Origin of the sequence: Pedobacter kyonggii, from assembly GCF_004310665.1 — a bacterium.
GTDB classification, from domain to species: Bacteria; Bacteroidota; Bacteroidia; order Sphingobacteriales; family Sphingobacteriaceae; genus Pedobacter; species Pedobacter kyonggii.
The window spans coordinates 1-20,966 of record NZ_SIXF01000019.1 but is presented as its reverse complement, the minus strand read 5'-3'; the positions used below and the strand labels follow the sequence as shown (position 1 = coordinate 20,966).

Genomic DNA, 20,966 nt, shown 5'->3' with positions numbered 1-20,966 from the left:
AGATAAAAGGGCGAAAAAACCATCCATAACCGAATGGCTAAATTGTAGTGCAAAAGATGATAGAATCTGTTAAGAAATTATTAAAAAACGCTGAACGATTTTATGCAACAAGAGTTACTCAATAAAACTTTTTCAGAAAAAAACCATGAGGAGGCGCTTTCTTTAAATGATGGATTGATGGCAAAAATCCATCATAGTAGTGATCCGCATTATTGCAGTTCGGAACCTTTTCGCGTATCGAGTTACGCTTTAATTCTGATCACAAAAGGAAAGATGAATCTCCGGATAAATTTTGTAGAGCATGTATTAAATCAAAGAGATATTCTACTCATTTTTCCACATGCCGTTTATGAGATTAAGAACAACAGTGATGTTTCTTTCATCAGCATCCATTTTAATAAAAATTATTTAAAAACCAAGGGGATATTCTTTAATAGCGGAGAAGCTTACAGAATGTTCCAGAACGATCCTACTCATAAATTTTCATTATCAAAAGAAGAATATACATTCATTTACTATGATATGCTTGCCCTGCACAAAAAGCTGAATGTACCTAAAGATACCCCTCAGATTAAAAATATTGTGCACAATAGCTTCCTGGAGCTTTTGTACGACCTCTTTTTGTTAAAGAATAAACGGAAAGATCCTATACCTTTTGCTCATGATAGCAAGACAGAACTCACCAATCGGTTTTTATCGTTGGTATCGGAAAACTTTAAGAAGGAAAAACGTGTAATTTATTATGCCAACTGTTTACGTATCACGCCAAGGCATTTATCGCAGGTTGTTAAACAGGTAACCGATAGAACAGCGGGAGAAGTTATTGACGAAATGGTGATCAGGGAGGCTAAACTACTGTTAACCAGTCATGTTATGAATATCTCGGAGGTGGCGATGGAACTGCGTTTTAGCAACTCTTCTTTTTTCGGTAAGTTTTTTAAAAAACAGACCGGAATTACGCCGTCTGAGTATAAATTATCGAATAATATCGCGGTATAGGTCAAAGTTAAGTATAGGCGTTGTCATCCTCAGCCTGTCGAAGATCTTATTAGTCGTAAACAAAAGCATTTGTCCTTTGACAGGCTCAGGATGACAATACTTTTTTGTTTCTCCTTAACTCAATGACTTTAGTCACCCAACTGCAATGGGCAGGGGTTTATTTCGCCACCATAGTAGTACTATTCATGCCTCCTAAACCCGATCAAAGCGGGATGCTACCGATTTTTCATCGGGAGCAGAAGCGGGAGCGGGACTGAACCTCCCTAAATGCTCCTGCAATTGCTTTCCAAAAAAATAAATGTGAATGTTATGGATGTGCACTGGTCAATTTTTTACCTGCTATATCTTCCCATCTATAAAAATGAAAGGTTTTATCATCGCTCATGGCCACCAATAAACCATGTTTAAAATCGTTATTTAAAGGGACTGAAACCACATCAATACCATCGGTTTGATTAGCTGAATACTTAACGGTAGTTAACAGCGGATGTGGATGAACAGTATTGGCTTTAGCCACGCGATCGTACACTTTTAACTGTTTAGCGCCCTGATCGGATACAAGGACATAGCCTTCATTCCCTGAAGTTTTATAAATGGCAATCCCTTCATTATCGACAGCAAAATCACCCTGCCCAAATAATGCCAATTCTTTATTCCCTTTGGCCGGATCGGCATAATACTTACGTACACCTACCTGCTCATCGCAATAATAAACATAACCCAGTTCGTTATCAACTGCAATGGCTTCTATTTCTTTTTTGCCACTATACTGACCAAATTTTCGTACTAAATCTGCTTTAACATTACCTTTTCCGTCATCTGACAACAGGTATTGCCAAAGATAACTTCCGTTTTTAGGACCGGTTTTACGGCCAACAATAGCATAAATTTTTCCACTTGGATCGGCATACATCGAAATTCCCATCAAATCGCGGTACTCTGCTCCTGTTTCGCCAACAAAAACAGGAATTCCACCATTATCGATTGCTTTCATATCGGGAAGTGAAAATATCCGCAGTTTATGTGTATAACGTTCTGTTGTTACTGCAATATCTGTCTTTTTCCCAGCCAGCCGCAAACCATAAGCAATGTCCACATTATCTGGTCGTTTTAAGCCCTTTACGGTTTTTGATTTGATGATTTTACCTTTCAGGTCGAAAACATATAAGCCACCACTGGAATCTTTATCGGTACCGATTACTAAAGACTGCGTTGGATCGTTGGGGTTTACCCAGATCGCAGGATCATCAGTATCAAAATCGACAGGATCAGATACATACAAGGGTTTTATTGCTTCACTATTTCCGCTTTGTGTACCTCCATTACATGAAATGGCCAGGCTTAAAACCACAAAAGCGGCAAGGTTTAATATTTTGTTATGCTTCATTTTATATTTTAGTTCCGTATGCACCAACAAATGTTGATGGTGAAGGCGAGATATAGGTGATACCATTTTTCATTATAATTCCAGCTTGGTGATGGCGGGTAAAGTTGGTGATGCCCTTGCCCAAAGCTGGCGAGTTGCCTTGCAGGTGAAAATCCCATGCAGTATTAAAATCGGCATTGGTAACCGCAGTATTTAAGGGATAATTCACAAATTTAGGATCATTTGCTCCGGCAACATTGCTAATCACATCGTTTTTACCGCCTACAATATCGCCGGTTAGCTGAAACTGATTTACAGTGGTCTGATCGAAACCATAATACCAGTTATTGCTGTAAGCAGAACGGTTATCTTCAGGCTTTTTTGGATCCCTTTTTACACCAAAACGGGTATTGGCGAAAAGATTATTATACAAATCGGCACGTACAGTACTCTCCAGCCAGATTGATCCACCTTTCGCAGTTGGTCTTCTCCAGCCCGTATTCACCATGGTATTGTTATAGGCAATAATATAGGTTTGCGGTGTTTTATCTCCAGTGTTTGATAATTTCAAAGCATTGGTATTGGTGCTATAAACCAAATTATAGGCTATATCAGCCAAGCAGCCCGATTTGAAGTTCATGGCCTCTCCTCCTGTTACACCAGTGGTATAAAAAACATTGTTGGCAAAAATAATTCTACCCCCCTCAATGTAAGTACAATCTTCCTGAAAATTTCTGATGGTGCTATTCTGAACAACTAACCTGCCTTTGGCATTAGCAAACCAAAGCGCGGGTAAACTTTCTCCGGCAACAGCCTTATAAAGTCCCAATTTAACAGATGTAGAAGCATCGGAAGTTTTAGCGCCCCCATATTCGAGAATCACGTGATCCAGGACGAGTTCCTCAGCAGTTGGGCCGGCCAGGATTCCTCCCCAAAGTTTTCCGAATTTTGTTAAAGGGGTTTTATAAAATTCGTTTACCGTAAACTTAATTGGATTTTCTGCCGTTCCGAGCGCATACAGATTACCTTTTACGATAAATTCGGGTTTTGCAACCGTATCCATTAAAACCGTTACCCCTTCTTCAATGGTTAAAGATTTACCTTCGGGGATAATCACATCACCTTTAATTACCTGGGTGCTGCCCTTCGCCCAAACACCAGAAACCTCTCCAATTGCTGAACCGTCTACAGCAGCCGTATCTACATCCACATTGGCTTTTTCGCATCCTGCCAAGGCTAGCGCCATGAGGATCATTAATTTAAAAATCTGATTCGATTTCATGTCTTTGTATCTTTAAATTCTATTTAATTAAACTTATATCTGAAACCAACAAGGTAGTTTTGGCCAAAATAATCACTCCTGACCAAGGTGTTTCCATTTTTGACTAAATCTTCATTGATCTTATCATTTTCTGGATTTGTACCTTTTATAAATAATTTTGTTGGGGTATTTAAGATGTTATTGGCTTTTACAAAAACACTAATGCCACCTTTAAAACGTTTTTCGGCAGATGCATCCATCTGAATGAAACCTTCTTGCCATAAATCGTTATTTAAAAATTGAGAAACAGTATTAATACGAGGACCTGTATAAGCACCCGCAACCTGAACATCCCAGCCTTTTTTAGTGTCTTTAAATAACAATGATAAGTTGGCAATGTGTGCTGATTGTCCGTAAAGAGGTCGCTCCTGATCAACAGAAAGCGCCTGGATATCGCCTGTTGCACTGTTAATACTTCTTGTGGTTTTAGGGGTTACAATACGCGAATGGGTATAAGTATAATTGGCCTTTACGCCGATTTTACTGAAATACTTGATGTAATCTACCTCTGCACCGTAATTTTTAGCAGTACCAAAGTTTCCAGGTGTATAATAAATATCCTGTCCGCGAACGGCATCGGCCTGGAAAGTATATTCAATAGGATTTTTTATCCTTTTATAGAAGGCACCAACTAATAACTGCTCGGAAGCACCAGGAAAAAGTTCATAACGTAAATCGAAGTTATCTGCTAAGGCGCGTTGAAGGTTTGGGTTACCCCTCTCCTGAAATTCTTCATTTACTACTTTTCCAGGTACAATTTCATAAAAACCCGGACGGTTTAGTGCTTTATAATAAGAAGCGTGCAGCTGTGCCTTTTCTGTTAGAAAATATTTTGCCGTTAAACTAGGCAGCACATCGGTGTATACCTGATTTCCCTTTGGAAAAGATTCTCCTGCCGGAAAAAGAAGATTATAACCCTGATTGGTATGTTCTACTCTTGCACCACCAATTACTTCTAATTTAGCTGAAGCGTATTTAAACATACCATAACCAGCGCCGATTTTTTCCGTTGCATCATAAGTAAGTGAATTTGCCACAGCCCCTGTAGGATTACTCACAACTAAGTTTAGATCGGTATAATTCTGAAAATCCACACCATAAACATCGTTTGCCCCATCTGCGTTCGGGGCCAAACTGTAATTATTAAAGAAGCTGCTTCTTTGTTTATCGCGGTATAAACCTCCTGTCATAATATCCAATTTGTGCACTCCCGTTAAAACGCAGTAAGTCAAATCCAGATAACCTGTTAAGTCTTCGTCAGTATTGCGTTCCCACCTGCGGGTAACCGGATTGGTATTGACTAAACTGGTACGTTTGCTTTGAAAATTCTGCTCTATCCCGTTTAAACTGATACTGGTATTATCGGGCACATCATTTTTGGCCGAAGAATAAACAGCTGACCATTGTACTTTAAATTTATCATCAAAAAATTTATGATCGCCATGCAAGGTACTATTGTAAATCTGTTGTTCGGTTAAACGGTTGCGGGTATCGTAAACCAATTCTGCGTTTCCTACCGTAGGATTATAAACGCCGTTATAGGTAGTAGTTACAGCATCTCTAACCTGCTGATTTTTCAGGTTAACATATACATTATACAGGCTAATCTGATGATCTTTGTTAAAAACGTAATCAGCCTTTCCATGCAAACCTGTTCTTTGCTGTTGTTCTGAGAATTCGCGGTAACTTTTACTGGTAATTGTGGCATAAGCATCACTTCCAACAACCGCATTATTATAAAAAGTACTGTTGCTGCCACGGTACGTATTCTGGTAGCTTCCTGCTATTACTACGCCCAGCTTATTATCTAAAAAGCGTTTACTTAATGATAAACTTCCGATTAAATTAGGTGCCGGATTTTTATATTTATAATCGAGTGTTCCCTTTGTAAAATCGTTCTGCATAGCGTTGTAGTTCTTTCCGTTTAACTCATAAGGCGATTTATAATTGATGCCTGAAGCATCAAAACTGGCAAACTTACGATCGAAAAACAACTGGCTGTAACCAGTAGAAACATTGGCATTTACCTGCAATAAGCCTGGAGCGTTTTTCATCACCATATTAATGGCTCCACCAATGGCATCGCCCTCTAAATTTGGGGTAAGGGTTTTATACACCTCTAAACGATCGAGTAAATCAGAAGGAAAAAGATCCAGCGGAACGTAACGGTATTTATTATCCGGACTTGGAATTTTAACGCCATTTACCAGTGTGTAATTGTACCGTTTATCCATACCCCTCAATATGGCGTATTGCCCGTCGCCATTGCTGTTTCTCTCAATAGAAACACCCGAAACACGTTGCATCACGTTTGCCACGGTTAAATCTGGCGAAATTTCAATCGATCTACCCGATACAATATTCATCAGCTGTGTAGCATCTTTCTCTAAACGCCTGGCACCTTGATCAGTAGAACTCACCGCATTTGATTTGATCGTTACATCATCGAGGCTTTTCGAATCACTCTCCATGTAAAACTTTAAGTGATCGTTATCCTCTTTTACTACAACTATAGTTTTGCTAATGGTTTTGTAGGTAATATAACTCACGCTGATCGTTGCTGTACCTACTTTTACATCCTTAAACTCAAAAGTCCCATCCAATCCGGTATTGGTTATGCGCCTCGGATTTTCTAAAACCACCGTAGCACCTACAATGGCCTCGCCGGTCTGCCTATCGTAAACATGGCCTTTCAGTTTTGTGGCGTAGGCTGTGCCTGCACAAAAAAGAAGTAAAAACAGAATTTGTAATAGTTTGTTCATTGTGTTTGGTAATGTCTTTTTATTATCGACGGGGCAAAGGTGTATACACCATTTTACACAAAGAAATTATTGAGGTTACATAAAGGCAACAGCGTTACAACAAGCATATATCAAAAGGCAACACCAAAACACAACACAATGATTACCAATAAATTAAACAAGCATCAAAACGCCATTATGCTTTCGTTACCGTTACATTAACAAATTGTTAAGCTCCTAAAAACCAAAAAAACAGGTAATATATTACAGCTGATGTAACGGTTACAATGCCTGGATAAATGCCGATAAATTATCGCCTTGCGACAGATTTAGCTTTTTTCTTAGCCTATATCTCGATACCCTTAAGCTATCGGTAGATATACCAAGCAAGGTTGCAATATCTCCTGAATCGAGGTTCATTTTTAACAGTGCAATCAAGCGCATATCGGCTGAAGTAAGCTCATTGCTGTATTTTTTTAGGCTTTCGAGAAACTGATGGTGGACCTGTTCGAAAGCCACCGTAAATTCTTTCCAGTTGCGTTCGTGATTAAAGCTCTGATTAATCTCCGTGAGGATCTGGTTCATCTGTTTTTTCTGATCGCGCTTATCCTCTTTTACCATCGCCTGTAAAGTGCCTCTAAGGTTTTCCAAAAACTGGTTGTGTTTAATCAGATTTAAGGTATGGGTAGAGAGTTCTCTGCTTTTAACCTCCAACAGCTGTTTCAGATTTTGCTCTTCGAGCTGAAGATTTTTTAGTTCCAGACTGGTCATATCGTGTTGTATTGCCTTCTGCCGCGCCAACATTTGCTGATCTCTTAACTTTAACCGTTGTCTGCTAAAAATAAAAAAACCTAAAACAACCAATAATATCACCACAATTGTGGCAGAAAAAGCAATAATCCTGTTCACCTTCCTGTCGTTTTTCAGTTTATTAATCTCCTCCGATTTTTTATTGATATCGTAAAGCACCTGCAAAAAGGCCACCTGCCGAGCACCATCTTCCGAATACAGATCAATAGTATACTTATAACCAAGTTTTACATAGTGGTAGGCGCTGTCCATATTGTTCAACAGTTCGTAGGCTTTGCCTAAATCCCTGCAGCAGGAACTCAACTGGTAAACATTCCCCATCTTTTCGGCCAGTTTCAGTGCAGTTTCGGTTTGCACAATGCTTTCTTTATAACGGCCTGTTTTACGGAGAATATCGCCGAGATTATTAATTACCTCGATACTACCCAAGTCATTATGGTCTTCCTGATATAAATTTAACGACTGTTTAAAATGCACATATGCAGAATCGTAACGCTCCAGATCTTCATATATACTGCCTAGGTTTTCGTGTATTTTTGCTGCACCGCTCTTGTCATTAACCTGTTCATTTATTTTTAAAGCCAGTTTTTGATAATAAAATGCACTGTCGTAAAGTTGCCTTTTTTCGTATAACTGCCCGATATTGCCCAAAACGGTTGCCTGTCCGGTTAAGTTATCCGATCTTTTATAAATACTAATGGCTTTGCTATAGCTATTCATGGCCTTGTCTTTCTGCTTCATATAATAGTATAGCACGCCCGCATCGTTAAGGTTGGCGGCCAATAAGAGCGATTGATTGGCATTGTTGAATATTTTATCGGCTTTTAAAAAGAACTCTAAAGATTGACTGAAATGCCCCTGTGTATAACAAATCTTGCCCATTTGCTGCAAACATTTACCTTCTAAAAGCTCATCATTGTCATCGATAGATTTGGCGTATATTTTTTTTAATTGAGCCAGGGCTGCAGTCGGATCTTTTTGATTCAGCGCAATAATCAATTCGAATTTTTCTTCTTGGGCAATCGCATTCGAAATGAAAAGCAAAAAAAGTACAAGAACACTAAAGGGTTTGATCATATTAAAAACATCTATATATCAGGCAATGCTGAACAAAGAAAGAGCGTATATGTTAACTTAAGGTTAAGTTGAAAAATTAAGTGATGTGAAATATCACATTACAGTTCTCTCGGTCTTTTGACTGGTTATAAGCCTGTTATTTTGTAATTTAGTACCAAAAATCATTTGCCAATATGAATATTACCTATAGACTAGACGTAATTCCAGAACCGGAAACAGTAATTGAACTGTTTACAAACGCTAATCTTAAAAGGCCAACTGAACCGGAAAGAATAGCGCTGATGTTAAAAAATGCCGACCTATTGGTTACCGCATGGCAAAAGGATAAACTTGTTGGTATTTCAAGAACCATTACCGATTGGGTTTGGTGCGCTTACCTGGCGGATCTGGCTGTATTTACAGATTTAAAAAGTTCGGGAATAGGCAAGGAAATGATCGCAATAACGCGCGAAAAACTTGGTCCTCAATGCATGCTCATTCTCTTATCAGTACCTACTGCTTTTGATTATTACCCTAAAGTGGGTTTTAATAAAGAGGATCGCGCTTTTAGTATCGAACGAACAAAATAATACTGAAATATGAAAAAGATTATTCTAAACCTTGCCGTTACGCTTGATGGCTACATTGAAGGGCCTAATGGAGAAATTGATTGGTGCATTATGGATGGTGACGCCAATTTTAACAACTTTTTAGATGGCATAGATTCTATTTTTTATGGACGGATCAGCTATGATCTTTGGGGAAATTACTCACCCGGAGAAGAAGAGGATGAATTGATGAAATCGATCTCCGAAAATATTAACAGCAAGAAAAAATATGTTTTTTCGCATACCAAAACAGATGATGGTACAGATGCTACTTTTATCCAGTCGGATATTGTGCAAAGGGTTAACGAAATTAAAAACCTTCCCGGCAAAAACATATGGCTATATGGTGGTGCAAAACTGATATCTAGCTTTTTAAATGCCGGCCTGGTTGATGAGTTACAACTGGCTGTGCATCCCGTAATATTAGGTGAAGGAAAATTACTGTTTAGCGAAATCACCAATCGGGTTTGGTTAACATTAAAAGAAACAAAAAGTGCCCCATCAGGTGTTGTGCAGCTTATATATGGAGTGGTTAGATAAGTTGGGCATTAGGCATCGATTAACCGATTTACACAATTAACCTATTACCATGAGCTGTACGAAAGACTACTAAACGAATGACAAATGAACCATTGAACTATTCCTATGGAAGAAATAAAAAACGGAGTTAAGGCTTTTTATGCCAAAACCCAGGCCGATTGGCGCCAATGGCTCGCCAAAAACCATGAAAAAGAAGTATCTGTTTGGTTAATTATCTACAAAAAAGATGCATCAGCAAATAGTTTACCACATAGCAACGCAGTTGATGAAGCCCTTTGTTATGGATGGATCGATAGTTTAACCCTGAAAAGGGATGAGGAAAGCCGTTATCAATTTTTCTCCAAAAGAAAACCTAAAAGCAACTGGAGCGCAATTAACAAGAACAAGGCTTTACATATGATAGCTCAAGGAATGATGAGCCATGCAGGACTACAGTCAATCGAAACAGCTAAAGCCAACGGCATGTGGGATGCCCTGAACGATGTGGAAAAACTGATTGTACCCGATGATTTAAAAAAAGAATTTGAACCCAACAAAGCAGCACAAACCCATTGGGAAAAATTTCCTCGTTCTTCTAAAAAAGCCATTCTAAAATGGATATCAGAGGCCAAAAGAGCAGAAACAAGAGCAACAAGAATTAACGAAACGGTTAGGTTAGCCGGAGAAAATGTGCGGGTGAAGTAGCATTTAGTCCGAAGTCTTTAGTCGGAAGTCCGAAGTCTAGTTGCAAGTTAACAGTTCTCAACAACCAGTTAACCGATTAAACAATTAATGAGTTTACCATTATCGATCTTCAGCTAACTAGTAGAGAAGACCAGCCTCTGAAGAATAAGCCAACTACCCCATCGCTCTAATCAACGCTTCCATTAATTCTTTTGCAGAAGTATATTTTAAGTTTACCGCGTTTTGTCCCGACCAAAAATTGTACAAATCTGTTTTGCCCTGTTCAATGGCAGCGGCTCTTAACGGTCCCATTAATCGGGTTTGCAGTGGAAAGGGCAATACTTCAGTTTCATAACGAATAGCACCAGATATCCGGTTAGCAATCATCCGGCCCATTCTACCGGTTAATGATTTAGAAAGTACCGTATTTTTTGATTCTTCGGAGAAAAGTTTTGCCTTGTGCATCGGCGTTGCATTAGATTCGTCGGTTACTAAAAAGGCCGTACCAATCTGAACTGCATCTGCACCAAGCGTTAATGCTGCCCTTATACCTTTTGCATCGGCAATACCACCAGCAGCAATTATGGGTGTTTTTGTTTTCGCTTTTACCTGTTGGATCAATGCAAAAGTTCCTGTCAATGATTCATCTGCTGGTTTAAGGAATGAAGGACGATGTCCGCCCGCTTCAAATCCTGTTGCTACAATGGCATCAACCCGGGCTTCTTCGAGTGCCAAAGCTTCGTCTAATGTGGTTGCTGCACCCACTGTTTTAATACCTTGCTTTCGCGCTTCGTTTAATATTTCTTTTGAAGGTATGCCGAATATAAAACTAAATACTGCGGGTTTCAGCTCGAAAAGCGTTTCTACCTGTTTCAAAAATTTTGAAGGAATGTTGGCATCAAGATCGGGTAATGGGATGCTCAACTCGTCAAAAAAAGGTTTGAATAATAGTTTAATCTCCTCAATTTTTTCTGATGGATAATTAAGCAAATGCTCATCTACATCATTTACCCATAGGTTGATGTTGTAAGGTTTATCCGTTTTTGTTCTTATGATCTTATCACTTTCAATAATTTCTTGAGGCGTTAAGGTATATGCGCCCAGGCTTCCAAGTCCGCCTGCATTTGATACGGCTGCTAAAAGCTCAGGTGTTGAAAATCCACCGCCCATTGGGCCTAATAAAATCGGATATTCGACCTCTAAAAGTTCGGTTATTTTAGTTCTATTCCACATCCTAGTAAATTTTCACGTTGGTTAAGAGTTTATTCACAATTACCCATCCCCGATCTGTTAAATTTAGCGATAAAAGATCGTAATAATTAAAATCAAACATAGGCAGATGAACTTTGGCAATTGCAATAGAATTGATAATTTCTATCGACAATATTTCCATACGAAATGTTTCATTGAGCTCCTGCGGACTTTTGCGCTTACTTACGCCTTCTAAGTATTCATCAAGCGTTTTAAAATATGGAATACCATTTACATCACCAGCCAATATAGACTGAGGGTGAAATATTTTCCTGAGCAGTGTGGTATCCCCATTAAAAATTCCGTTGAAATAAGAAGATAATACTGCTGCTATTGCATTTGAATTTTCAGTGTAATTGTTCATGGTTTTAATTTTTAAGGTATGCTCGGGCTAATTATTTCCCTTTGCATACCTGGTTTTTGTTTTAATTTTTATCCTTAACCAATATGATGACCCGCTACATGACCTCCGTCTAAATTGATGATTTCGCCTGTTACAAAATTACTTTCTGCCAGGTACAGGGCGAGTTGAGCAACATCCTGTGTTTCGCCAATACGGTTTAATAAATGTAAACCCGCAAACGCATCAGCATTACTAATGCCATTTTTGGCCTGTAACGGACTTCTAATAATCCCCGGCGCGATGCCGTTTACCCGGATGTTGTTTTTGCCAAACTCGGCAGCCAATTGTTTGGTTAAGGCATGAATGCCTCCTTTACTCGAAATGGGTGCAGTTGCTGGAAAACCTCCAATGGCATGATCTACCAATACGGTTCCGATGTTAATAATTGCACCACCATCTTGTTTCAACATCTGCGTTATGGTTGCCTGAGTGGTGAAAAATGTGCCTTTTAAATTGATGTTCAAAAATTTATCCAGGTGCGCTTCATCTACCTCTAAAAAAGGTTTTGATTCAAAAATACCGGCATTATTTATCAGCACATCTACAGTACCAAAACGCGCTATGGCAGTTTCTACCAATCGTTTACCTGTGCTGATGTTGCTGATGTCACCAGCTACCATCGCCAATTGATGGTGCGATCCTAATTCGTTGAAAGCAGAGATTAAATTGTTTTCATTTGCAGCGTTGATCACCACATTGTGACCCTGTTTTAAAAATAAAGCTGCAATGGCACGACCAATACCTGTTGATGCGCCTGTTATAATAACTGTTAATGTTTTCATGTTTTTGATGATTATTTATTGTTTGCTGTTATCCCTTTTTCGCGCAATACCGATACCTGCTCGCCCGCATATCCCCAGTCATCCAATTCGATTTCCTGAATTACTACATGCGTAAGCTTTGGATCTTTATCCAATACTTCGGTAATCAGTTTGGTAATCCCACTAATTAGGGCTTGTTTTTGTTCGCGTGTAACACCTTCGCGGGTTACTTCTATTTTTACGTATGGCATGGCTGTTCGATTAAATAGTTGATGATGCGGTTAATTTTACATCGAGCTCAAATTCATTGTAGATCAGGTTATCGCCAAGGTTGGTGAAAAAGTTACCAGATCTGAATTTCATGTCGTACTTTGTACGGTCGATAAAGATTTTACCAGAAGCTGCTAACGTATTGCCATTAACTACAACATCTGCCGCAAAAATTACAGCATGTGTAATGCCTTTAATGGTTAAATCGCCAGTAATTACTGTATTGTCTTCATTGGTTTGATCAACGGCTGTAATAACAAATGTGGCCTCGGGGAATTGATCGGTTGCGAAAAAATCTTCAGAGAATAAATGTCCGGCGAACTGTGCATTGGTTGCAGGGTCGGTAACATCCAATATTACAATAGAGGTGGTATCGATAATAAAGTTCCCGTTGCTAAATTTACCATCGTTTAAACTTAGTGAACCCGATTTAATCGTGATGGTTCCGTTGTGTGATCCAGTTACTTTTTTACCAGTCCAGTTGATATTGCTTTGAGCGCTTACAATTTCAAATTTTGTAGTTTCCATTTCTTTGTTTTATCAATCATTAGTGATTTGACAACACAAAGTAAAGGAGGATTTTTACAGGGCTTAGGTGATGTACATCACATTCTCCAAACGCTATTTTTGTGCGTTGTAAAGTCTGCTCAGGGTTTCTCTCGAAACACCCAAATAAGCTGCAATTAAATGCTTGGGCACGAGATTATACAATTGCGGGTACATGGCTAAAAGTTCTTCGTAACGGGCTTTGGTATCGTTATTCATAAAAGATAACAGCCTTTTTTGCGAAGCCAGATAGCCCCTGTTTGTTCTCCAACGAAAAAAATGTTCAGCCTGATGGATTTCGCTGCAGATCTTTTCGCGGTCATCGTTAGAAAGGCATAATACTTCTGCATCGCTAATGCAATCTACACTTATGGTTGCACGCGTATGGTTGTATAGGGCACCATAATCTGAAGTCCACCAGGTAGGCATCGCAAACTGCAGGATATACATCTTGATTTCATCGTTGATAAAAAAAGCTTTTAAACAGCCCGAGATCACAAAATATTCGTGATCTACCCTATCACCCTCGCTAATGATGGCCTGCCCCTTTTTAAAAGACTGTAACTTGAAATAGGAAAATAAATAATCGAACTCTTTGTCGGTTAAAGTAGCGGTTTTTAAAATATGCGCTTTTAGTGTTTCTTTAGGATCCATAGCTTGAAATAAAGGTAAGAATTAATGGGGTTAGTCGGAAGTCAGGAGTCCGCAGTTGATTAAACGACATAAAGTTAACCGTCAGCAATAACACAACAACACAGTGCTTGATTTTTAATATTTTAATGTAACTTTGTTGCATTGAAATATTCAGTGTGTACATATCGCAAAGAAATTTTTGCCCGTATATGGGCGATATTACTATTGGCGGTATTTCTTAATGCAACACTGATAGAAAGCCTGCATCATCATGATGCCGCAAAAACCAGTTACAGCAAGCAAAGCTGTAGTGAGGCGCACCTGCTCAAACAATTGAGTTCGGCAAAGCTAAAATGTAAATTGTGTGAGGTATTAAAACACCGGTCTCACTTTTTCGATCTTCCTGCTCCTATTGCATTTGCTTTACCTGTAATCAAACCAACGATTAGGCCTTGCATCTACTTGATGAGGCATTCTATTGTTTATATCTTATCTTGCTCCAATAAGGGGCCACCTAGCCTAATTTCTTAATCTTCATACAAGAAGTTTCTTTTCGTAACCTTCAAATTCATTCTGTTTAACGCACATGCCTGTTGGGTATGCGCCAATATTTTATTATGCTTCAAGCCATTTCATTATCCAAAAATTATCAATCTTATCGGGCCCTAAATCAGCTTAATTTAACCGTTAACCCCGGTGAGGTATTTTGCCTGCTGGGCCAGAACGGTGCCGGAAAAACCACTACTATCAATTTATTTTTAGGTTTTATTCAACCGAGTAGCGGAAAAATCTTAATCGACAACGAAGAAATCTCTGCGCACGATGACGAACGGCGGAAACATCTGGCCTACATTCCCGAAGTTGTGATGCTTTACAGTAATCTTTCGGCCATCGAAAACCTTGATTACTTTTCTAAACTGGCAGGGTTTAACTATGATACTTCAAACTTGATCGGTTTTTTAAAGCAATGTGGTTTACAGGAAGCTGCCCACCACAAACATTTATCGGGCTTTAGTAAAGGCATGCGCCAAAAAGTGGGAATTGCAATTGCATTAGCCAAAAATGCAAAGATTATTTTAATGGACGAACCTACCAGTGGCCTGGACCCAAAAGCTACAGCAGAGTTTACTCAACTGGTTAAACAATTGGCGGCCGAGGGGAAATCGATATTAATGGCTACGCATGATATTTTTAATGCGGTAAATGTAGGTTCGCACATTGGCATTATGAAACAAGGCGAATTAATCCATACACTTAAAGCCAGCGACATCACTGCGGCCGATCTTCAGGAATTATACTTACAAACTATTTAAAAACAAATCCATTTCATGTACCCAATATATAAAGGCTTTTCTATTTTCCGTGCAATCTGTTTGCTATTGCTCTTCAGCACGTTTAGCCTGGTCGCTCTTGCTCAGATTAAGGTGAGTGGAAAAGTGATCGACCCCCAAAACCAAGCAATCCAAAAAGCCACTATTAAATTTAAGAATGGGAAAGATCAACTGAATACAAGCAGCGATTCACTCGGTAATTTTTCGGTTGTTTTACCCCAAATGGCTAATTACACCATCACCATTAGTGCCATAGGCTACAGCACTTTTAATCGCATCTACTCCGTTAATGGCATTGGTGATTTAAAACTGGATGCAATTATGCTACAAAGCACCAACGAAGAATTGCAGACCGTTGAAGTGGTAGGTACCAATGGCAAAAAGTACTATGGCAACTACTCTTTTTCGGCCACCAAAATGGCTACTTTGAACAAGGATATTCCACAGGTTATTTCTTCTGTTTCGAAAGAATTAATTGCCGACAGGCAGGCGGCTGTATTGGCCGACGCGGTTAAAAATGTAACCAGTGTATCGCAAAGCAGCTATTACAACCAATTTTCGATCAGGGGAATTAACCAGAACGAGGAGGGTGCTATTATTAACGGCATGCGTACCCGCCAATATTATTTTAACCAGCCTTTAACCAATAATCTGGAACGGATAGAGGTAATAAAAGGTCCGGCAAGTACAACATTTTCGAGTGTAGACCCAGGGGGAAGCATTAATCTGGTAACAAAAAAACCACTGACTGAAGATCGAAAAGAGATTAGTCTCTCGGCCGGAAGTTTCAGCACCATTAGAGGCGCTTTAGATTTTACAGGCCCGTTAAATACTGATAAAACGCTGCTTTACCGGCTTAATGTAGGTTATGAAGACAGTAAAAGCTTCAGAGACCTGCAATACAGAAAGGGTTACCTGATTGCCCCTTCCTTTTCGTACATCCCGAACGATCGAACCAGTTTAAATGTAGAAGTGGTAATGAACAACAGCAATTCGAGGTTAGACCGCGGACAGGCTATTTTTGGTGCAATTGCTGGTAAAACCGATCTAAAAAGTACACCGATCAGTTTCAATATGGGCGCCAGTAACGACCGTTTTAACAGTCAGGATTTAATGTTAATGACCAATTTTTCGCATAGCCTTACACAGGATATTGTATTTAATGTAGCTTATATGAAGCAAAACTGGAACGAAGATCTTTTAGAACATAGAACCACCAATGCTTTCGGCGTTGATGAAAACAATCAACCTATTCCTACCCTTGCGGCCATGCGTGCCGTGCAGCGTCAGCAAAAGTGGCGAACCGACAATTTAAGCACTTATTTTAGTATAAACGCCAATACTTTTAGCTTAAGTCATAAGCTGGTAATCGGGTACGACAGAATAAACACCCAGAAATTGCGGGGCGGTGGCGAAAACTCGGCTCAGGGTTACCGGTTAAAAGATGGAACCATTGCAACAAGGTACGATGCTACAAAAAAGGACCTCTATTTATTTAAGGCAATAAATGGTATAAATGCACCGGTACCCAACGTGGAACACTTTAACTTGTTCAACCCAACCTATACCATTAAAAATTTAAGCGATTATGTTTTTACCAAAACAGAAATTCCGGCCGCATATAATTTGGTTAACGCAGTATACCTGCAGGATCAGATAAAATACCATCAGCTTACCTTAACATTGGGTTTACGACAAGAGTGGTATGAGGATTATAGCAATTACAAACTGGCTAACGAGAAGAAAATTTATCAGCATAAGCTTTTGCCAAGGGCCGGAATTACCTATGCCATAAGCGCAAACATTAACCTTTACGGAACCTATTTACAGGGGTACCAGCCGCAAGGCAATACCTCAACCCTCGTTATTGTTCCACCGCCTGCAGGCACCAATTTTAAACCTTTAGAAAGTAATTTAAAAGAGATTGGTGCAAAATCTGAATGGTTGAATAAAAGTTTAATGGTTAACATTTCGGTATTCGAAATCAACCAGAAAAACCTATTGATGAATGCAAATGATCCACTGGATGTAAACCGCCTGATAGAACGCGGGGCCCAACGCAGCCGTGGTGCAGAATTCGAAGCTTCTGGTTTTATCAGGCCTAACTGGCAGTTTAATGCTGGTTATAGTTATGTAGATGCCATTATTAAGGATGATTTTAATCCTGATTTAATTGGCCAAAGGGTGCAGAACACACCAAAACACAGTGCAAGCTTATGGACACGCTACAACTTTGAAAACCGTAAGCTAAAGGGAATAGGTTTTGGAGCAGGTTTACAGTACAGTGGTACTAAACTTCCGTTGTATATCAGAGATTTTGTACTGCCCGCTTATACCCTGGTAGATGCCGCTCTTTATTATTCGCCTGCTGGTTCTAAAGTGCAACTGGCTGTAAATATGAATAACATTCTAAATAAAACCTATTGGGTTGGCGCACAAAACTATCTACGCCTTTTCCCCGGTACACCAAGAAATGTAATGTTTAACGTAACCTATAGAATATAATGCCAAATAGAATAAGCACTATAGCCAAACAAACTTTTAAAACCGCCCTTAACAACAGGGCCACCTTAGCCTTAACCCTTTTATTAGGTTTATCGCTTGGTTTGGCCACTTACGTGGGCTGGCAGAATTTTAAAACACAAAACAATCAGCGCCTGCACTATAAAGAACTAGTTAGGGCACAATGGCTGGCAAAACCAGATAAACACCCACACCGGATGGCGCACTATGGTTACCTCGCCTTTCGCGAGAAACATGAACTAAGTTTCTTCGATTTTGGGATAGAAAGTTTTGCAGGTGTATCGATCTTTTTAGAAGCGCATAAACAAAACACAGTGAATTTTAGTGAAGCAGGTTTTTCTAATGGAATGTTGCGCTTCGGCGAAATTAGTGTGGCCATGGTGCTGCAACTCCTGGTACCACTTCTCATTTTCTTCTTAGGTTACAACAGCATTTCGGCTGAGCGCGAATCAGGAACATTAAAAATCCTGCTATGCCAAAATGTAAGCTGGAAACAGCTCCTCTGGGGCAAAACACTGGGCATAATTGGTGTTTGTTTATCGATATTTATCCCCCTTATGCTGCTTACCATTTTGCTATGGGCCTCGCTAAGTCATTGGCAGATTAGTGGCGATGCCAGTTTGCGTTTAATGGTATTGATTTTTAGCTATGCGATTTATTTCTTCATTGTATCTGCCGTAACGGTTTTGGTTTCGGCTTTTGCACGCAGTTCTAAATCAGCCTTAACTACCTTATTGGCCTGCTGGATATTTTTTATGGTCATTATGCCCAGAATTACCCAAGCAATCGGCGTAAAAATTTACCCCTCCCCATCTAAAATAGAGTTTGCAGATGCCATTGCTACCGACATCCATAAGCAGGGCGATAGCCATAATCCAGATGACCCACATTATGCTGCGATTAAAGACTCACTACTCAAAACTTACGGTGTTACCGATGTAAAAAAACTGCCTTTTAACTATGGGGGTTATATTATGGCCGAGGGAGAAAAAATAACCTCAAAAATTTACAGCAATCACCAAAAGGAGCTGAATAAAGTTTTTGAAAAGCAGAACAGCATTACAACGGCAGCAGGTTTCATGAATCCTTACTTATCCCTCAAGCATATTTCAATGGCCATAACAGCCTCTGATTTTGACACTTTTGTTGATTTTCAGAACCAGGCAGAAGCCTACCGCTATCAGCTGGCGCAAAAGATGAATAAACTACAGATTGATAAGATCAGCAACATTGCGCCAGGAGAAGAAGAAAAACCTTTGGCCATTAGTAAGGCACACTGGGCCGAGCAACCTGATTTCAATTATCACTTTGGCAAATTAAGTTCAGTATTAACAAATGAGTTATTGGCACTGAGTGCTTTAACCTGTTGGTTATTGGCAACGGTTATGCTGCTACAGTACACGACCAGGTGGATTAAAACGATATAGCTATTAAGGATGAAAAAAAGTATATATAACCCCGAATTTAAACTGTTTTTTAGAAACAGCTCCTCATGGATAGGCATCATTGTGCTGCTGATTACAGGCTTTGCCGGTTTGTATTTCGGCAAAACATTTATTAACAACCAACAGGCCGTAATTGAAAAAGCAGCAATGTTACAAAAGAAAAACACCCTCAGCAATATCGATCATTTTGGTAAAGATATTGGCTTATTGTTTTACCACAATAAGTTTTCATTTGCTAATGCACCCAATGCCTGGGCCGCCTTTGCCAATGGGCAGCGGGATATTAACCCTTATTTAATTTCGGTAACCATGTTGGGTTTAGAAGGTCAGATTTACGATACAGATATTAATAACCCGGTAAGCCTGCTTTTGGGAAACATGGATCTGAGTTTTGTATTTATCTTTTTATTTCCCCTGGTGATTATTGCCTTTAGCTATAACTTACTTTCGGAGCAAAAAGAAAGTGGAGTTTGGTCGCTTTTAAGGGCACAAACCAATCAGTCTTTTCAGGTAATCTGGCAAAAATTTTTAGTTAGGGTAGCCGTAATTTTTTCTGTTGCCTTATTACTATTATTTGTAGCTATTCTTTATCTGCATTTGCCTGTAGATTTCATTTTCTTTTCAATAACTACACTCATTATCTTTTATCTGGCCTTCTGGTTTGCAGTTTCATTTTTTATCATTTCTTTAGCAAAATCATCGAACTTTAATGCATCGGCATTGGTTGCCGTTTGGGTACTTATCTGCATTGTAATTCCAGCATCACTTAACCTTTTTCTTACCCGAAAATATCCCATGCCAGAAGCACTGCAAAATGTAATTAATCAACGCGAGGGTAACCACGAAAAATGGGATATGGCCAAAGAGGTTACAATGAAACCATTTTTCGATCATTATCCGCAGCTGAAGCAATATCCCTTCCCAGAAGAGAAAACTTTTAGCTGGTTCTGGTATTATGCCATGCAACAGATGGGCGATGATCAGGCAATAGCAAGTAGACGCGCAATTGAGAATAAACTGGCCGCCAGACAGCGATTTACAAATACGCTTGCATTTTTCTTCCCTACCATACAAACCCAGTTAGGGATAAACAATATGGCTGGATCGGATCTTAATACCCACCTCGATTTTCAGGAGGCAGTTAGAAAATATCATGAACAGATCCGCTTGCATTTTTATCCCGGTATCTTTCTGAATAAAGCAGTAGACAGTACAGATATAAAGGATTATAAACTGGAAAAATATAGTCCTCAGCAAATACCTTCAGTTTGGGCTAATTTGTTATCTATATCAATCCTGACCGTAATCCTAATTGGAACAACAGTTTTTAACTTTAAAAGGCAGGAACAATTTTAGATTTACTGTGATTGAAACAATATAAAAATGGTCTGTGTTTACATGAGGGCACTGAAAAAGTCCCTTCAAGATTGGGTCAGAAAAAAGGAGTAGAAATTAATAATTTCTGCTTCTTTTTTTGTATTTTAAAGGTGTACCAGAACGGCCTTTAAAATGCTTCTTCAACAACAAAAAATCCAGTTTAGCGAATTTTCCAGGCTCTACGATCTGATTGTCCCTAAGGAGAATCTGCTGCGCAAGATTAACGAGCTTATAGATTTTAGTTTTATATATAACGAGCTTTTGGATAAATACTGTCAGGACAATGGGCGTGCGGCAGAGAGCCCTGTGCGTATGTTCAAAT

The 20,966-nt window shown here is 39.3% G+C and carries 18 protein-coding genes and 1 pseudogene; 9 read left to right on the top strand and 10 right to left on the bottom strand.

Going from position 1 to position 20,966, the window contains the following annotated elements:
* The first annotated feature begins 102 nt into the window (after positions 1-102).
* A complete protein-coding gene (locus EYS08_RS17380; protein ID WP_131031223.1) occupies positions 103-999 on the top strand; it encodes an AraC family transcriptional regulator in 897 nt (298 codons plus the stop codon).
* 307 nt (positions 1,000-1,306) lie between these two features.
* Here the strand turns inward: EYS08_RS17380 and EYS08_RS17375 are convergent, their stop codons facing one another.
* The 4 genes from EYS08_RS17375 to EYS08_RS17360 form a co-directional block, all read right to left on the bottom strand.
* Positions 1,307-2,386, bottom strand: a complete 1,080-nt coding sequence (locus EYS08_RS17375; protein ID WP_131031222.1) for a phytase — start codon at positions 2,384-2,386, stop codon at positions 1,307-1,309.
* Between the two features lies 1 nt (position 2,387).
* Positions 2,388-3,647 carry a right-handed parallel beta-helix repeat-containing protein gene (locus EYS08_RS17370; RefSeq protein ID WP_244215985.1) on the bottom strand — a complete coding sequence of 420 codons (1,260 nt, stop codon included), beginning with the start codon at positions 3,645-3,647 and terminating at the stop codon, positions 2,388-2,390.
* A 23-nt stretch (positions 3,648-3,670) separates the two neighbouring features.
* Complete coding sequence (locus EYS08_RS17365; protein ID WP_131031221.1) at positions 3,671-6,448, bottom strand: TonB-dependent receptor; 2,778 nt, start codon at positions 6,446-6,448, stop codon at positions 3,671-3,673.
* 261 nt (positions 6,449-6,709) lie between these two features.
* Positions 6,710-8,314: a tetratricopeptide repeat protein gene (locus EYS08_RS17360; protein ID WP_131031220.1), complete on the bottom strand. Its 1,605-nt coding sequence runs from the start codon at positions 8,312-8,314 to the stop codon at positions 6,710-6,712.
* A 173-nt stretch (positions 8,315-8,487) separates the two neighbouring features.
* Between EYS08_RS17360 and EYS08_RS17355 the strand changes: the two genes are divergently transcribed.
* From EYS08_RS17355 to EYS08_RS17345, 3 genes are all read left to right on the top strand, one after another.
* Positions 8,488-8,883, top strand: a complete 396-nt coding sequence (locus EYS08_RS17355) for a GNAT family N-acetyltransferase (RefSeq protein ID WP_131031219.1) — start codon at positions 8,488-8,490, stop codon at positions 8,881-8,883.
* Between the two features lie 9 nt (positions 8,884-8,892).
* The gene (locus EYS08_RS17350; protein ID WP_131031218.1) at positions 8,893-9,441 is read left to right on the top strand and encodes a dihydrofolate reductase family protein; all 549 of its coding nucleotides are present in this window, start codon (positions 8,893-8,895) and stop codon (positions 9,439-9,441) included.
* A 105-nt stretch (positions 9,442-9,546) separates the two neighbouring features.
* Complete coding sequence (locus tag EYS08_RS17345) at positions 9,547-10,125, top strand: YdeI/OmpD-associated family protein (protein ID WP_131031217.1); 579 nt, start codon at positions 9,547-9,549, stop codon at positions 10,123-10,125.
* 153 nt (positions 10,126-10,278) lie between these two features.
* Here EYS08_RS17345 and EYS08_RS17340 read toward each other — a convergent pair whose 3' ends face one another.
* From EYS08_RS17340 to EYS08_RS17315, 6 genes are all read right to left on the bottom strand, one after another.
* The gene (locus tag EYS08_RS17340; RefSeq protein WP_131031216.1) at positions 10,279-11,337 is read right to left on the bottom strand and encodes an NAD(P)H-dependent flavin oxidoreductase; all 1,059 of its coding nucleotides are present in this window, start codon (positions 11,335-11,337) and stop codon (positions 10,279-10,281) included.
* A 1-nt stretch (position 11,338) separates the two neighbouring features.
* Complete coding sequence (locus EYS08_RS17335) at positions 11,339-11,719, bottom strand: nuclear transport factor 2 family protein (RefSeq protein WP_131031215.1); 381 nt, start codon at positions 11,717-11,719, stop codon at positions 11,339-11,341.
* A 74-nt stretch (positions 11,720-11,793) separates the two neighbouring features.
* Positions 11,794-12,540, bottom strand: coding sequence for an SDR family NAD(P)-dependent oxidoreductase (locus EYS08_RS17330; protein ID WP_131031214.1), 747 nt, complete (start codon positions 12,538-12,540; stop codon positions 11,794-11,796).
* An 11-nt stretch (positions 12,541-12,551) separates the two neighbouring features.
* Positions 12,552-12,770, bottom strand: coding sequence for a tautomerase family protein (locus tag EYS08_RS17325; RefSeq protein ID WP_131031213.1), 219 nt, complete (start codon positions 12,768-12,770; stop codon positions 12,552-12,554).
* A 10-nt stretch (positions 12,771-12,780) separates the two neighbouring features.
* Positions 12,781-13,317 (bottom strand): YceI family protein, encoded by a 537-nt coding sequence (locus tag EYS08_RS17320; RefSeq protein ID WP_131031212.1) that lies wholly within the window; start codon positions 13,315-13,317, stop codon positions 12,781-12,783.
* A 93-nt stretch (positions 13,318-13,410) separates the two neighbouring features.
* A complete protein-coding gene (locus EYS08_RS17315; protein WP_131031211.1) occupies positions 13,411-13,989 on the bottom strand; it encodes a Crp/Fnr family transcriptional regulator in 579 nt (192 codons plus the stop codon).
* 596 nt (positions 13,990-14,585) lie between these two features.
* Here EYS08_RS17315 and EYS08_RS17310 point away from each other — a divergent pair.
* The 5 genes and pseudogenes from EYS08_RS17310 to EYS08_RS17290 form a co-directional block, all read left to right on the top strand.
* Positions 14,586-15,281 carry an ABC transporter ATP-binding protein gene (locus EYS08_RS17310; protein ID WP_131031210.1) on the top strand — a complete coding sequence of 232 codons (696 nt, stop codon included), beginning with the start codon at positions 14,586-14,588 and terminating at the stop codon, positions 15,279-15,281.
* A gap of 15 nt (positions 15,282-15,296) precedes the next feature.
* Positions 15,297-17,804, top strand: a complete 2,508-nt coding sequence (locus EYS08_RS17305) for a TonB-dependent receptor (protein ID WP_131031209.1) — start codon at positions 15,297-15,299, stop codon at positions 17,802-17,804.
* Entirely contained in the window at positions 17,804-19,249 is a 1,446-nt protein-coding gene (locus EYS08_RS17300; RefSeq protein ID WP_131031208.1) for an ABC transporter permease, read from the top strand. Before EYS08_RS17305 ends, EYS08_RS17300 begins: the two co-directional genes overlap by 1 nt.
* Positions 19,250-19,258: 9 nt before the next feature.
* Positions 19,259-20,623: a DUF3526 domain-containing protein gene (locus EYS08_RS17295; protein WP_131031207.1), complete on the top strand. Its 1,365-nt coding sequence runs from the start codon at positions 19,259-19,261 to the stop codon at positions 20,621-20,623.
* A 153-nt stretch (positions 20,624-20,776) separates the two neighbouring features.
* Positions 20,777-20,966: pseudogene (locus EYS08_RS17290) on the top strand (IS5/IS1182 family transposase); the annotation flags it as partial.

Excerpts from the sequence above, each read along its gene's own strand:
- EYS08_RS17380 (WP_131031223.1), top strand. The coding sequence starts at position 103 with ATGCAACAAGAGTTACTCAATAAAACTTTTTCAGAAAAAAACCATGAG.
- EYS08_RS17375 (WP_131031222.1), bottom strand. The coding sequence starts at position 2,386 with ATGAAGCATAACAAAATATTAAACCTTGCCGCTTTTGTGGTTTTAAGC.
- EYS08_RS17370 (WP_244215985.1), bottom strand. The coding sequence starts at position 3,647 with ATGAAATCGAATCAGATTTTTAAATTAATGATCCTCATGGCGCTAGCC.
- EYS08_RS17365 (WP_131031221.1), bottom strand. The coding sequence starts at position 6,448 with ATGAACAAACTATTACAAATTCTGTTTTTACTTCTTTTTTGTGCAGGC.
- EYS08_RS17360 (WP_131031220.1), bottom strand. The coding sequence starts at position 8,314 with ATGATCAAACCCTTTAGTGTTCTTGTACTTTTTTTGCTTTTCATTTCG.
- EYS08_RS17355 (WP_131031219.1), top strand. The coding sequence starts at position 8,488 with ATGAATATTACCTATAGACTAGACGTAATTCCAGAACCGGAAACAGTA.
- EYS08_RS17350 (WP_131031218.1), top strand. The coding sequence starts at position 8,893 with ATGAAAAAGATTATTCTAAACCTTGCCGTTACGCTTGATGGCTACATT.
- EYS08_RS17345 (WP_131031217.1), top strand. The coding sequence starts at position 9,547 with ATGGAAGAAATAAAAAACGGAGTTAAGGCTTTTTATGCCAAAACCCAG.
- EYS08_RS17340 (WP_131031216.1), bottom strand. The coding sequence starts at position 11,337 with ATGTGGAATAGAACTAAAATAACCGAACTTTTAGAGGTCGAATATCCG.
- EYS08_RS17335 (WP_131031215.1), bottom strand. The coding sequence starts at position 11,719 with ATGAACAATTACACTGAAAATTCAAATGCAATAGCAGCAGTATTATCT.
- EYS08_RS17330 (WP_131031214.1), bottom strand. The coding sequence starts at position 12,540 with ATGAAAACATTAACAGTTATTATAACAGGCGCATCAACAGGTATTGGT.
- EYS08_RS17325 (WP_131031213.1), bottom strand. The coding sequence starts at position 12,770 with ATGCCATACGTAAAAATAGAAGTAACCCGCGAAGGTGTTACACGCGAA.
- EYS08_RS17320 (WP_131031212.1), bottom strand. The coding sequence starts at position 13,317 with ATGGAAACTACAAAATTTGAAATTGTAAGCGCTCAAAGCAATATCAAC.
- EYS08_RS17315 (WP_131031211.1), bottom strand. The coding sequence starts at position 13,989 with ATGGATCCTAAAGAAACACTAAAAGCGCATATTTTAAAAACCGCTACT.
- EYS08_RS17310 (WP_131031210.1), top strand. The coding sequence starts at position 14,586 with ATGCTTCAAGCCATTTCATTATCCAAAAATTATCAATCTTATCGGGCC.
- EYS08_RS17305 (WP_131031209.1), top strand. The coding sequence starts at position 15,297 with ATGTACCCAATATATAAAGGCTTTTCTATTTTCCGTGCAATCTGTTTG.
- EYS08_RS17300 (WP_131031208.1), top strand. The coding sequence starts at position 17,804 with ATGCCAAATAGAATAAGCACTATAGCCAAACAAACTTTTAAAACCGCC.
- EYS08_RS17295 (WP_131031207.1), top strand. The coding sequence starts at position 19,259 with ATGAAAAAAAGTATATATAACCCCGAATTTAAACTGTTTTTTAGAAAC.